The sequence below is a fragment of the Sorangium sp. So ce124 genome (assembly GCF_051525235.1).
Classification (GTDB): Bacteria; Myxococcota_A; Polyangia; order Polyangiales; family Polyangiaceae; genus Sorangium; species Sorangium atrum.
Genome location: NZ_CP150312.1, coordinates 8552768 through 8566135 on the forward strand (window position 1 = coordinate 8552768; position 13368 = coordinate 8566135).

The following is a 13368-nucleotide window of genomic DNA, read 5'->3' on the forward strand; positions in this document are numbered from 1 at the left end:
GCGGCCCGCCTCGGCAACGAGACGAACGGACGGGCAAAGAGCGCCGTGGGGAGGCCCCAAGGGGGAAATGCCAAGCGGCATGGTAACCCACGAGCATTGGCCCGTCCGGTGGAGCGACGAGGGGTCGAACCTCGATCCCTGCCGTGCGAAAGCAGTGTTCTCCCGGTTGAACTATCACCCCGAGCCAGCGGTCCTGGCGTCAGATCTTCATCATCGAACATCCATCTCCTTGCCTCTGCACATCCTTTACCTCCTTGCCCATTGGACGATCACCCATCGATCTTATTGGGATCATCGCGCTCCTTTTTTTTTGCGGCGGGGTGTGAAGAAATCGAACCTTCTCGCAGGAGTTTTGGAGGCTCCGCCGTCTCCATGACGCACACCCCGTGGCGCCCCCGAGGAGGATCGAACTCCCCTCACCTGATCGACAATCAGGCTGCCTCACCAGATGCATACGAGGGCAAACCAGCGCCGCCGACGGGATTCGAACCCGCGTCATCCAGATTAACGGTAACCGTCCTCCTTCGGCCCGGATCGGGCAAACGGGTGGAGAGCGGAATGTCAGGTGCTCTACCAGGCTGAGCTACGGCGGCAAGGTCGGGATCCGAGAACCGTCGTCCTTCGGCCCGGATCGGGCGAGAGAGCGGGCGACGGAGAGGGGATCCCGGCGCCCCCGGCGGGACTCGAACCCGCATCGACCGGCTTCGTAGGCCGGCCCCTATCCATTCGGGCTCGGGGGCTGTTGCTGAGAGCGGGACGCTGGAGTCGAACCACGAGAACTGTCCCTCTGAGGCCCGGGGGATCCCGGGCGAAGGGTGAAGGACAGGCGCCATCCATTCTGGCGGCGTCCCGCAAAAGGAGGGCGCTCGTGACGCGCCCTCGTCGGACGGACGGGCCGGCGGAGCCCGTCCGTCACGCTGCCTGTCACGAGACACCCCGGGTGAAATCCGCCATCACCTGGGGGGCCGCCCCGTCGAACCCCACGACATCGAGCATGCCGGGGTCCGTCGGATCGGCGATCGAGAAGCCGGTCGACGTCATTCCGACGACGATCAGCCGGGCCGGTCGGCCCATCGCCTGCCGGTATTCCCTGAGCGCCTGGAACGGGTGAACGCCGCCCGCCCAGGTCTCGTTGTCCGTGTAGACGACGAACGAGTCGACCTCTACCCGGTTCCGCTTCGCCCAGACCATCGGCAACGCGCAGTCGGTGCCGCCGAAGGGGAGGCCACCCACCGCGCGCAGCACGTCGTCGAGGCGCTGCTCCGGCGATATCGACAGCGGCATGAGGCCGGAGACGCCCCCGCCCCACTTGCCGCCGTACCCGCCCGACGCCGCCGAGAAGCCGACAACGCCGTACTCGCTCTCGATCCTCGCCGTCGCCATGGCCATGGCCGCGCTCGCCACGCGCGGCGTCAAGCCAGGGACGCCGGCGATGGATCCGCTGGTCATGGACCCGGAGATGTCGAGCGCCAGGAGGTGCTTCTTCCCCGTCGGCTCGACCGCCCGGAACGCGAGGTAGAACGCCTCGTTCAGCGCGTCGACGACCTCGCGGACCGGGGTCCACGAGCGCGCGTTGGCGCGCCGGCGAGCGCGCTCGCCGTGGCCCTGCTCATAGACCTTGAGGGCCGAGAGCACGGCGATGGGGTGGACCCGGGCCGCGCGCAGCCGCCCGGCGTCGGTGAGCTGTTGCGCCACCCTGCGGGACGCGTCGCTCATCGGCGAGAGCAGGCCGATCGCGGTCATCTTCCCCAGGTTCCGGAGCAGCGCTGTCTGAGGCATGTGCTCGAGCAGCGCCTCCCAGACCACGGGGTCGCTCTTCCACTCGGTCAGGAGCATCTCGTGCGTGAAGCGATGCTGCCTGATCAGCGCGGTGACCTGCTTGCGGTTCGTCGCCGCGCGGAGCGACTCGAACGCGCGCACCGCGTCCGGCAGATCGGTCATGGGCAGCGCCTTGCCGCGCGCCGACTCCTTGCCGAGCGCCTCGATGCCGCCGACGATCCAGCGGTAAAGGGCGTCGTGCTGCGGGGTCGGCGCGACCGGGTGCGCGAGCCGCAGAAGATCGCGGTGGCTGAAGCCGTCGCGCTGCTGGTACTTCATCGCCTGGTACGCGACCCTGTCGACGGGCTTGTCGTTGTACCAGGCGGCGACGGCGGACCGGAGGCCGCGCCCCCACTTGCGGAACCCCTGCACGTCGCGGGCGAAGTGGAAGAGATCCGTCCCCGTGCGGCACACCTCGGGCAAGGCCGCGAGGGCGGCCTGCCGGGTCTCGAGCTTCGCGTCGGCGGCGGCCATCGCGAGCGCGAAGATCGCGGGCGCGTTCTTCGGCGCTCGCCCCGAGCCGCTGATGTCGACGATGCGCTGCACGGCGCAGGGCCCGTCCGCGGCGAGGCACGCCTCGACGGCGCGGGCGTTCTCCACCGTGAGCTTCCGCTCGGTCGCGTAGTAGGTCCCCCCCTCGGCGCCGAGGATCAGCCAGCGGTCGAGCCTCGCCCACTCGTCGAGGGCGAAAGCGAAGCCGCCGGCGCTGTTCTTCACCTGATCGGCGCGGGCCTTCTGCCGCTGCGGGGTGACCAGCGCGGCGAAGTGCTTCAGATAATTGGCCATCACACCACCTCCGGCCCGGCCCCCCGGGCAAAGAGGACGGATAAAAGAGCGTGCTCGGGTTGATCTCCCAAAGATAACCGAGCACGTTCGACCCGTCCTGGGTGGGCGTACGGGGATCGAACCCGCCTCCGCAGGGTCACAACCTGCCCTCTTCACCAGAAGAGAAACACCCACGCAAACCATCGTCGGGATGGCCGGAATCGAACCGGCGGATCTCCTCACCCCAGATGAGGCGCCTTTCCACTAGGCTACATCCCGCAGCGCCTGCTCGAACGAGGCGCCGACGCGCCTCTGGCCGGTGGCGAGCCGGCGCCTCGCGTGATCGAGGCGGGCCTGCCTCCCGCGATGGGGGCGCGGCTCCGGCGGGAGGAATCGAACCTCCAACCACCCGCTTAACAGACGGGCGCTCTACCATTGAGCTACACCGGAACATGGAGGCGCAGCGCGCCTCCATCTACATCATCCTGGATTGTCACAGATCAGGTGCCCCGACGCCTGCGCTGCTGCGCCGGCGAGGACAGGTGGACCCGAGAGGAATCGAACCTCCAGCCGTCCGCTTAAGAGGCGGCTGCTCTATCCATTTGAGCTACGGGTCCGCGCGGAGGGCACACCTCCGCATGGCCTGCTGTGTCAGCAAGCCAATGCACGTCGGCCACTCCGCGAAATCATCACCCGGCGCCGTGAACGCGCCGCGGCTCTCATTCTCGAATAGAATGCTCCCAACGCATTCTCTGCCGCGCCCCCCTTTCTCCAGGCGCAACTCCCCCTCCGCAGCGCGCGACGAGGCCGCGCGCTGCGCAAGACAACTCATTGCCTCGACTCGCCGGCAGCCTGCAATCCACAGCAGGCCGACAGCCCACAGTAGATCTCCAGCCCACCAACAGGCCGACAGCCCACAGCAGATCTACCGCCCACGAGCGGGCCGATAGCCGCAACGAGCTGACAGCTCACAAGCCCCCAGAACGCCGAAGGCCGCCTGGGTTTCCCGAGGCGGCCTTCGCGAACGTCGTCGATCGACGCGTGCTTAGCTGCCTCTAGGCGCTATTCTCCGGGTTACCGAGCTTCCGCGACGGGCGGAGGCTGCAAGGGTAGCCTGGATTATGCGCCAAATGTTCACCACCCAGCAGGCGATCCCATGCCATGGCCGCATCGGGCGTTCCCGACTTGGACAGGATGGTGACGAGCTGCAGGTTGTCGCGGCGGCTGAACATGGCGAATCCTCGTGTTCCGACTAAGTACCCCTCTTGGAGGGGCTGCGCAACAGAAAAGTTCCTCGAGTCGATTCTTTTTTTCGGTGCCTTCAACGCCTTCAACATTGGCGCTCCCCGGTCCGGGCGCGGTCGGCGCAATCGTCGGAGCAATCAAGCAATCACGCCATCTTCCCTTTGCCGGCGCCCGCCCTGGACCTGGATATGCCACGGGCATCAGGCGCGACCCGCGACGGCGCTCGGGCCCCCTGAGGCGGAAGCGACGGCAGGAGGCGCCCACGCGCAGCGCACCTCGTGGCCTATTTCGTGCTGACGTTGGTGCCGGCGCCGGCGCCGACGTCGAGCCGGAATCGCTCGTCGCAACCGCCGCCCGAGACGACCAGCTGACCGCCCTGCACCTTCACGTTGGCCTCACTCCCGGCCGGCCAGCGCAGCGCGACCATCGCCCGGCCGGTGCGCGCGTCATAGAACGTCCGCTCGCGGTAGCTCGCGCCGTCCCGGCAGCGCATCTCGTCGTTGACCTCTCCATCGTAGACCGCGCCCGCGCCGTCGAAGGTGCCCTCGACCACGAGCAACCCCCCCTCGACCGAGCCGCTCACGCTGCGTGTCCCCTGGCAGTGCGCGGGCCAGCCCCCCGAATGACCGCCGTTCACGACCAGGAACCCGTCCGGCTTGCGGGGGAAGACCACATGGTTGCTGTGGTGCACGTACATCATGTAGTCGCGAGGGAAGACCCACGGCGGATCGCCGGCGCACGGGCTGTCCGCCCACCTCGAGTCGGGCCTGCACAGGCGCTCTCGCGCCGCGGCCTCGCTCGTCGCCTCGCCGGGCATCTCCTCGGCGGTGCCGATCCGCGCGAGGAGCTCGCTCCACTCCTTCACGAGCTCGGCGCCCTCGAGGTCGGCCTTGCGGACCTCCACGGTGCACGTCGATCTGCCGGCGAGCTTGCCGCGCGTCGCCGCCGAGGGCTTGAGCAGGTGCGCGTTGGCGTAAGCGACCCGGGCCGCCTCGGCGTCGCCCGCCCCGTCGCGCAGCAGCCCGAGGTTGAACCATATCTGGGAACGGAGCTCGGGATCGCCCGCCCCCGCGAGCGCCGCGTTGAAATCGCCATCCGCCGCGTCGCGGTCGCCCGCGGTCAGGTGCGCGAAGCCTCGCTCCGCGAGCGCCCGCGCGTCGCTCGGGTCCGCGGCGATTGCCTCGGAGAACGCCTGGATGGCCGCCTTGAAGTCCTGCTTCTTGGTCGCGAGCCGGCCTCTCGCCAGCGCGGCCTTGTACGTGGCGAGGGCCTGCTTCTCCTTCTCGGTAAGCGGGCGCGCGCTCGGCGCGGGCAGAGCCGGCGACGCGGGCAACGCCGACGGCGCCGGCGGCACAGCGCCGCTCGCCGACGCGACGGCGGCAGGTGAGCTCGCCGCGACGGGCGGCGCGCTCTCGGCGGTCGGCCGCGGCGGCTGGTCACGGCAGCCCGCGGCGACGCACGCCGCGATGAAGCCGAGCGCAAGGCGCCCCCCGACGTCGAACGCGCAGCGAGGGCCGGTGATCTCCGTGGTCATGGTACGTATCCTCGCCCGTCCGGGTCGAGCCTGTCACCGCAGATCGATGCCGGCGGGCCGCGCTGCTCGCAGCGCCGGAGCGCGACAGCGCGCTACAGGGCCGCGACCCGCTCCGCGGCCGCCTCGGCGGAGCGCACGGCGGCGTCGATCCCGGAGCCGTGGAACGCCGAGCCGGCGAGCAGCACGCCGCTGCCCGCGAGCGCCTGCTCGGCCTCCCGGACCCGCGCCGCGTGCGCGGGAGTGGAGACCGGGAGCGCGCTCGACCAGCGCGAGACCCACGCGCGTTCGGAGGGCCCGTGCACTGGCAGCACGCGCGCGAGCGAGGCCTCTGCGCGCGCCGTCCAGGCCTCGTCGCTCATCTGCTCGAGGTCCGCCGGATCGGGGCGGAAGAAGAGGCGAAGCGTGACGTGGCCGGCGGGGGCGCGCTCGGCGAACTTCGAGGTCGTGAACGTGCACGCGCGGAAGCCGTGCGCCTGGTGCCCCGCGGCGACGACAAAGCCGGTGCCGTCGAGCGGGTGCTCGATCGCGGCGCGCGGGTACGCCAGCGATACGGTCACGCTGGAGAGCGTCTCTGCGTCGCGGAGCGCCCGCCCCGCCTCGCCGAGCAGCGCGGCCGCGCCGGCGGCGTGGGTGGCGAGGACGACCGCGTCGGCGTCGATCTCGGCCCCTCCGGCGAGCGCGACGCGGAGGCCGCCGGCCACCGGCGCGAGCGAGGCGACCGCCGCGGAGGTGCGCACGTCGACGCGCCCGGCGATCGCGAGCGCGAGCGTCTCGGTCAGCTGCGCCATCCCGAGGCGGAAGGTCCGGATCCCCTTGCCGAGCTCGTCGCGCGGCACCTGGAAGCCGAGGAACTCCGCCGCCTCGCCCGGCGCGAGCTCCCGCAGCGCGACGCCGTCGAAGCCAAACGACCGGTGCGTCTCCTGGCCGACGAGATCGCCGGCGATGCCGAGCGCGCTCGCCAGCCCAGGGACGGCCTCGCTCCGCGCGATGAACCCCTCGGCGCCGAGCTCGATGACGAAGCCAGAGGCCCGCTCCGTCCAGAGCTGCCCGCCGATCCGCGGAGCCGCCTCGACGAGCGTCACCTGGTCGCCCGCCATAGCTCGCCGGAACGCAACGATACACCCGGCCAGACCGCCTCCAATGACGGCAATGCGTCGCATCGCGCCTCTATACCACGAGGCGATAGCAATGTGAGAAACACTGCATCCGGCGAGCAGGATCCGCCCGGGCTCGCCCGCCGGCGATAACACTGTGAGAAACACTCCATTCACCGAGCGGGAACCACCCGAGTTCGCCCGCTTACGCGCTCAAGCGCTCAAGGAAGGCTCGCCGGCGCGCGCCCATCGGTCTAGGATGCCTCCCATGGTGAGGATCTCAAAGTATTTCGACGTCAAGAAAGACGCCTATGGCCGCGAGTACATGGAGGTATACTTCGATGGGATCGCCCTCCTCAGGCTCGTCATGACCAACAAGGGGACGGCCTTCACGCCGGAAGAGCGCGTGAACCTCGGGCTCGACGGGCTGCTCCCGCCGCAGGTCAACACCATGGACCAGCAGCTCGCCCGCGTCTATGGTGGGTTTCGCCGCGAGCCGACGCCGATCGCCAAGTATCAGTATCTGCGGGCGCTCCAGGAGCGCAACGAGATCCTCTACTATGCGCTGCTCAATCGCCACCTCGGCGAGATGCTGCCCATCGTCTACACGCCGACCGTGGGCGAGGCCGTGCAGCAGTTCAACTTCCTCTATCAGAGCGCGCGCGGCGTCTCGTTCTCTCCCGCGAACATCGATCGCGCCCAGCGCGTGCTCGCGAGCTTCCCGTGGGAGGACGTGCGCATGATCGTGGCGACCGACTCCTCCGCGATCCTCGGCATTGGCGACCAGGGTTATGGCGGGCTCGCCATCCCGATCGGCAAGCTCGCGCTCTACACCGCGGGCGGCGGCGTGAGCCCGTTCCACACGATGCCCGTGGTCCTCGACGTGGGGACCGACCGGGCCGATCTCATCGAGGACCCGTTCTACCTCGGTGTTCGCCAGCGCCGCCTGCGCGGCGACGCGTACTTCGACTTCTTCGACAGGTTCGTCGACGCCGTGAAGAGCAGCTGCCCCCGCGCCGTCATCCAGTGGGAGGACCTCTCCAAGGAGGCCGCCTTCTCCGTGCTGGACCGGTACCGGAAGGTGATCCCCTCCTTCAACGACGATATCCAGGGGACAGGGGCAGTCACCCTCGCGGGCGTGGTCGCCGCGTGCAGGCTTCGCGGCGAGCGGCTCGGGGATCAATCGGTGGTGATCCACGGCGCAGGCGCTGGCGGCGTCGGCGTCGCCTGGGCCATCTGCCAGGGGATGCTCCGCGAGGGGCTCACCGAGGACGAGGCGCTCGCCCGCATCTTCGTCCTCGACTCCAAGGGCCTCCTCGCGAAGGACCGCCCGATGGAGGAGTACAAGCGCAAGTTCGCGCAGGATCCGGGGAAGATCGCCGCGTGGAAGAAGGCCGGGGCCGTGCCGACGCTGCTCGAGACCCTCGAGAACACGCGCGCGACCGTGCTCCTCGGGCTGTCCGGGCAGCCCCGCTCATTCAGCGAGCCCGTGATCAAGGCGATGGCCGGCAACACCCCGCGGCCGGTCATCTTCGCCCTCTCCAACCCGACGAGCGCCTGCGAGGCGCTCCCCGAGGAGATCCTCGCCCTGACCGAGGGCCGCGCGCTCGTCGCGACCGGCAGCCCGTTCCCGCCCGTGGAGCTCGACGGCAAGACCATCCCCATCGGCCAGGGCAACAACGCCTTCATCTTCCCGGGGCTCGGGTTCGGATCCATTCTGTCCGACGCGCGCGAGATCACGGACGGCATGGTGCTCGCGGCGGCCTACGCGCTCGTCGACTACACGGCGGAGAAGCACCTCGATAAGGGGCTCATCTACCCGCCCGTGGAGGAGCTCCAGGAGGTCTCCACGCGCGTCGCCGTCGCGGTCATCCGGGCGGCGTTCGAGGACGGCGTCGCGAGGAGCAAGAAGGTCGACCCCGGGAACGTCGAGGCCTATGTGAAGGCGCGGTTCTGGCAGCCGAAGTACCTGCCGTTCGTGCGCGGCTAGGGCCTGCCCCGGAGCGCGCCCGCGCCCCCGCGGCGCGGGTGCGCTCCGCCTCAGCCGAGCTGCGACAGGAACTTCCGGAGTTGCTGCGCCTCCACCATCGTCATCACCGGGACGAGCCAGGCCTCGAGCGAGGTCGTGTCGCGAAACGCCTTTCGGCTCGAGTTGTGCGCGTCCCGGATGAGCCGCTCGACCTGGAGCCCCAGGATCGCGTTCGACACCGGCAGCAGGTAGGCCGTCCGGTGCACCGTGGCGTTCTGGACCCGCATCATCTCCAGGAATTTCTCTGCGCTCTCGGGCGCGAGCACGTCGACCTGGAGCAGCTCGATGCAGACGACAGCGCCGTGCCGGTTCTGGGTCACGATGCCCTGGATCCGGGCGATGCACGCGTCGACCTCGCCAGTCGGGAGCGGTGATGCAAGCCTCACCTCGATGAGACGACCGGCCCTGTTGTCAACGGAGTACATGCGCGAAATTCACCCTACCGTAGACGTCCAGACCAGAGCGCGTCAATGAACGGCGGTTCCGCGCGGCACGGCGCCGTACGCGCGCACACGCCATCGACGGTTTTTGTCAGCGCCCTCATCAAGCACCACAGAAAAAACCGTCTGCGACGGCGCTCACGCGTCGGACGAGAAGATCACCTTCCCGGCGCGCGCCTCTTCCTCGGAGGCCGCCTCCCGCTCGGCTTCGAGGGCCTTGGCCTCGGTCTCCAGATCGGGAAAGCGGTACCGGATCCCCTCGCCTGCCTCGAGGTCGACGTCGCCCCCGAGGGCGACCACCTCGCGGGTGATCTCCTCTGACCGCGGCGGCTCCCCCGCCGCCTCCTGCCACGCCCGCTGGAGCACCGCCTCCGTGATCGGCTCCCGGCCGTGCTGCGCGCCGACGCGGGTAAGGATCGCGCGTAGCATGGCCCGCCGGCCGTTCCGCCGGGCGAGCCTCCGCTGCTTCAGCGGGCGCAGGAGCGCCCGGCCGAGCGGCAGCGCGAAGAGCGCGAGCGAGAAGACGAGCGGCACCACCCCGAGCGCGACCGCGGTCCCCGTGGCGGGCAGCTCCGTCATCGGGACGCCCCGCGCCAGGAGCCCGAGGTTGTCCAAAGTAAGGTGGGCCCCGAGCGCGTAGAGGCTCATCAGCAAGTTGAACCCGTTGAGCGCCACGATGAGCGCGTTCATCCCCGGCCCGTTCCCGGTCAGCGGAGGCAGCTCCTCGCGCTTCGCCCAGACCGGCGCGGGCGCCCGCGCGGGCGCCTCCGCCGCCGTCCGCCGGATCGCCTCGAACCGGTAGACGATGCCCCCCTCCTCGGACACGTCGACCGCGCCGTCGTAGTCGAGCATCAGCCGCGCCATCAGCGGATCCGCCTCGTCGCGCGAGAGCCCCGTCACGCGCATCACGTCGGCGAGCCCGATCCGGCCCCGCTGCGCGCGGATCTCGGCCAGGATGAGCTTCTCGGCCTCGAGCGGATCGCGCGGCGCGGGCGTCGGGCCGAAGAAGAACCGGTTCACCTTCTCGTAGAAGGGCGTCTCGTCGCGCCGCTGCCCGAACGCCCCGCGGCGTCCATACGACGAGGACCACGCCGGCTCGGCCGTCCACACGAACGGCGAGAACGGGTGGAACGTCCAGAAGATCGCGTCGAGGACCAGACGAAAGAGGAAGTAGCCCGCGAACGATCCGGAGAAGTCGTCGTGGTCGCGCGAGTCGCTGTTCGAGCGGGCGAACAGCCGGGCGATCAGGATCCCGACGAAGATCGCGACATACGCGATCAGCACGATCGCGATCCACGCCCGCACGACGAAGCGGGCCACGCCGGCGGCGGCCCGGAGGACGGCCTGGAGCGCGCGCGTGAGGCGCGTGCGGGTCTCCCACGGCTTGGTGAAGCCGTACGGGAAGCGGAAGAGCAGCTCCCCTTCGGACGTCGCCTTGAGGTGCCCGCGGTGCTCGCTGACGAGCAGGTGCAGGCCGCTCTCCGCGTCGCGCAGCGGCAGGCCGCTCTTCGCCGACGCGTCGGCGAGCGTCAGATCGCCCGTGTGCCCGCGCAGGGCGGACCTCAGGATGCCGGCGGCGCGGCGGGCCTCCATCAGCTTCGGAGATTTCAGCGTCAACGGTCGCTCGCCCTTGTTCTACGGCGGCGCAGCCGCGCCCGTCGGTACGGCATCGCCGCGCTCGTCCACGGGGGCAGAACCTCCCCCGTGCCGAGGTTCATGGTGGCCCGCACGGCTCCACGCAAAGGCCACGGCGACTTTTTCGGGCGTCGACCCCGCCCGCGCTCGCAGCGGCGCCTCGCGTCAGCCGCCGCGAGCGCGGTGGTGCCTCGCATCAGCCTCCCGCGTTCGCGGCCGAAGGCGGGCGCGATCTCGGCGTGGCGTCGACCATCCGCACCTCCAGGCCAAGCGCGTCGCGCAGCATCCCCGCCTTCGCGACGACCGTCCACTCCTCGAGCGCCCGGTCCTCCGCGCCCTGCACCTCGATCACCAGCGTGTCGCCCTCGATGCGACCGGTCACCTCCGCGACCTTGGCCCGGTGCTCGCGATCGAGCGCGTCGGCGATGCGGAGGATCGACGCCATCGACTTCACCTTGGCGCGCGCGTCCCGCGAGAGCGCGCGGAAGTTGTCGTGATCCATGCTGGGCGGCGACTTCCTGTGGTAGCGCGCGATGTTCGCGACGATCGCGCGCTCCTCCGGGGTCAGGCCCATGAGGTCGCTGTGGACGATGACGTAATAGCTGTGCTTGTGGTGCCCCTCGTAGCGGACGAAGTCGCCGATGTCGTGGAGCAGGGCCGCCGCGCGCAGGAGGATCCGGTCGCGCTGGCCGAGGCGGTGGCGCGGCGCGAGGTCGTCGAACAGCCGCTCGGCGAAGCGGGCCACGAGCGCGCCGTGCTTCTCGTCGAAGTGGTAGCGGCGGCCGAGCCGGACGCAGGCGTCGCTGACCGCGGCGGCCTCGCCGCGGAAGTCGGGCCCGAGGAAGTGGGCGTGGGCGAGATCGACGAGCACGCCCTCCTTGAGCCCGACCCCGGGAGCGACGATGACCCGCTGCGCGAACGCCCGGGCGATGCGGCCCAGGATCGTCGCCGCGGGGACGATGGTGTCGGCGCGGTCCGGGCGCAGGCCGTAGATCTGCGCGCGTTCCTCGGGCGTCTTGGACGCCATCTCGTCGAGCAGGCGGGACATCGCGGGCACGTCGATCGCCCGCCCCTCCGGGGGCGCGCCCGGCGCGGGGCAGAGATCCGCGAGCGTCTCGATGTTGCCGCCCGTGCCGACGAGCAGATCGATCCCCGAGCCCGACCCCTCGCCGAGCAGCTCGACGATCTCGCGCGTGGCCTCGACCATGACGCGATCGACGTACTCCTCGACGAGCCGCCGGTGCCCCGCGTCGACCGGGCGGCGATCCTCGAGGAAGGCCTCGACCATCCGCACCGTCCCCACGGGGAGCGAGCGCGAGAAGACGGCACCGCGGCCGCGGAGCAGCGTGAGCTCGGTGGAGCCGCCGCCGATGTCGACGAGGAGCGCGGTCCGCTCGCCGAGCGCGACGCGCTCACGGACGGCGAGCTGGACCAGGCGCGCCTCCTCGACCCCCTCAATGACCTCGATATGGACGCCGGCCTCGCGCGCGGCGCGCTCGACGAAGAGGTCGCCGTTCTGGGCCTCGCGCGCGGCGCTCGTCGCCACCGCGCGGTAGCGGTCGACCTTGGCCGCATCCATCGCCGTGCGGAAGCGCCGGAGCGCCTCGCAGGCGGCGCCGATGACCCCCGACTCGAGCCGGCCCTTCGTGAACACGTCGTGCCCGAGACGCACCGACGCGCGATCCGCATGGACATCGCGGAACGGGTGGAAGCGCGGCGCGTCGGGCGCGCCGGTCGCGGCCCCGGCGAGCGCCGGATCCCAGCCGGCCCCGAACGCCCCGAGCGCCGGAGGATCGACGTCGACGATGCGAAGTCGGATGGCGTTGGATCCGATGTCGATCGCAGCGAGCCGCGCCATGTCGGGAGAAGTAGCGAAGCTCCGGGCGGTTGGCTACTCTCATGCCGCTCATGTCGAGGAAGCTTCATCAAGGCTCGGGGGCTCGCCATCTCGGCCCCCTTCAGCATCGGCCTTCAGCGCCCGAGCTCGCGCCCGGGCAGGCTCGGGACGCGCGCCGTCTCCTCGGCGGCGCGCGATGGGCGGCGCGCCTCGCGCTGGGGATCGCGGCCGCGGCGCTCGCGCTGGCGGCGTGCAGCGGCGGCGAGGCGCGCGCGCCGAACCCGATGCGCGCCCTGGACGAGCGCAGGGCGATCGAGGTGATCCGCCGGGCGATGGCGCACGAGGGCGCGCAGCCGGCGCGCGGGCGCGAGGTCGAGCTGACCAGCGGGAAGAAGGTGCGCGTCGATGTCGGCGTGCAGAGCCGCTCGTACGGCGTCGTCTACGTGACCGAGGAGGACGCCCAGGCGCTCGGCGCCGCGATCCCGCCGCCGAACGGCCGGGACGAGAAGCTGCGCATCGTCCGCGGCGGGGCGGACGGGGCCATCCGCCTCGTGCTCCTCTATCAGCAGAACTACCTCTACGACGACCTCGTCGGCGAGTCGCACGAGCGCACGACGATCACCGCCGAGCGCGAGCTGACGCGCGACGTGCAGGACTTCATCACCTACGCGCGGACGCAGAAGTTCCAGTGAGCGAGCTCGAGGAGGGCGGGGCGGCGCGAAGTCGGGGGCGCCGGAGAGAGCGAGACGCCGAGGAGCGCGCGCGACGCGCGCTCGGCGGCGGGGGGTTGCTCCTCGTGGCCGGGCTCGCGCTGGTCGGCGTCGGGCCGTCGGACGCGGGCATGGCGCTCACGGTGCTCGCGCTCGTGGTGCTCATCTACGGGATCCACAGCTTCGGCCGGCTGGGGACGGAGCAGGACGGGCAGAGCGAGCAGGCGCGGGCTCCGTCGCGTTGAGGCTTGCAGAGCGGGG

At 70.7% G+C, this 13368-nt stretch carries 10 protein-coding genes and 8 tRNA genes; 3 read left to right on the plus strand and 15 right to left on the minus strand.

Annotated elements, in window-relative coordinates:
• Window positions 1–109: 109 nt before the first annotated feature.
• The 12 genes from WMF19_RS31880 to WMF19_RS31935 form a co-directional block, all read right to left on the minus strand.
• Window positions 110–181 (minus strand) — tRNA-Ala (locus WMF19_RS31880).
• Between the two features lie 206 nt (window positions 182–387).
• A tRNA-Asp gene (locus tag WMF19_RS31885) sits at window positions 388–462 on the minus strand.
• Between the two features lie 7 nt (window positions 463–469).
• Window positions 470–593: transfer RNA gene (locus WMF19_RS31890), tRNA-OTHER, on the minus strand.
• Between the two features lie 75 nt (window positions 594–668).
• Window positions 669–740, minus strand: a tRNA-Arg gene (locus WMF19_RS31895).
• 184 nt (window positions 741–924) lie between these two features.
• Window positions 925–2604, minus strand: a complete 1680-nt coding sequence (locus WMF19_RS31900; protein ID WP_437893831.1) for a TROVE domain-containing protein — start codon at window positions 2602–2604, stop codon at window positions 925–927.
• A 98-nt stretch (window positions 2605–2702) separates the two neighbouring features.
• Window positions 2703–2777, minus strand: a tRNA-His gene (locus tag WMF19_RS31905).
• Between the two features lie 12 nt (window positions 2778–2789).
• A tRNA-Pro gene (locus WMF19_RS31910) sits at window positions 2790–2862 on the minus strand.
• Between the two features lie 99 nt (window positions 2863–2961).
• A tRNA-Asn gene (locus WMF19_RS31915) sits at window positions 2962–3033 on the minus strand.
• Window positions 3034–3126: 93 nt separating this feature from the next.
• Window positions 3127–3200, minus strand: a tRNA-Lys gene (locus tag WMF19_RS31920).
• Window positions 3201–3638: 438 nt separating this feature from the next.
• Window positions 3639–3815, minus strand: coding sequence for a hypothetical protein (locus tag WMF19_RS31925; RefSeq protein ID WP_437893832.1), 177 nt, complete (start codon window positions 3813–3815; stop codon window positions 3639–3641).
• A gap of 296 nt (window positions 3816–4111) precedes the next feature.
• On the minus strand, window positions 4112–5362 hold the full coding sequence (locus WMF19_RS31930; protein WP_437893833.1) for a tetratricopeptide repeat protein: 1251 nt from the start codon (window positions 5360–5362) through the stop codon (window positions 4112–4114).
• Window positions 5363–5454: 92 nt separating this feature from the next.
• On the minus strand, window positions 5455–6522 hold the full coding sequence (locus WMF19_RS31935; protein ID WP_437893834.1) for a protoporphyrinogen/coproporphyrinogen oxidase: 1068 nt from the start codon (window positions 6520–6522) through the stop codon (window positions 5455–5457).
• A 205-nt stretch (window positions 6523–6727) separates the two neighbouring features.
• Here WMF19_RS31935 and WMF19_RS31940 point away from each other — a divergent pair, with 205 nt between their 5' ends.
• Entirely contained in the window at window positions 6728–8446 is a 1719-nt protein-coding gene (locus tag WMF19_RS31940) for an NAD-dependent malic enzyme (RefSeq protein ID WP_437901702.1), read from the plus strand.
• Between the two features lie 50 nt (window positions 8447–8496).
• Here WMF19_RS31940 and WMF19_RS31945 read toward each other — a convergent pair whose 3' ends face one another.
• From WMF19_RS31945 to WMF19_RS31955, 3 genes are all read right to left on the minus strand, one after another.
• Window positions 8497–8910, minus strand: coding sequence for a hypothetical protein (locus WMF19_RS31945; protein WP_272094562.1), 414 nt, complete (start codon window positions 8908–8910; stop codon window positions 8497–8499).
• 153 nt (window positions 8911–9063) lie between these two features.
• A complete protein-coding gene (locus tag WMF19_RS31950) occupies window positions 9064–10542 on the minus strand; it encodes a hypothetical protein (RefSeq protein WP_437893835.1) in 1479 nt (492 codons plus the stop codon).
• A gap of 214 nt (window positions 10543–10756) precedes the next feature.
• Window positions 10757–12418 (minus strand): Ppx/GppA phosphatase family protein, encoded by a 1662-nt coding sequence (locus WMF19_RS31955; RefSeq protein ID WP_437323659.1) that lies wholly within the window; start codon window positions 12416–12418, stop codon window positions 10757–10759.
• A 41-nt stretch (window positions 12419–12459) separates the two neighbouring features.
• On the opposite strand from WMF19_RS31955, the gene WMF19_RS31960 reads away from it, so the two are divergent.
• Together WMF19_RS31960 and WMF19_RS31965 are read left to right on the plus strand one after the other, a co-directional pair.
• Window positions 12460–13089, plus strand: a complete 630-nt coding sequence (locus WMF19_RS31960) for a hypothetical protein (protein ID WP_437893836.1) — start codon at window positions 12460–12462, stop codon at window positions 13087–13089.
• Entirely contained in the window at window positions 13086–13352 is a 267-nt protein-coding gene (locus WMF19_RS31965; RefSeq protein WP_437893837.1) for a hypothetical protein, read from the plus strand. Before WMF19_RS31960 ends, WMF19_RS31965 begins: the two co-directional genes overlap by 4 nt.
• The last annotated feature ends 16 nt before the right edge of the window (window positions 13353–13368 follow it).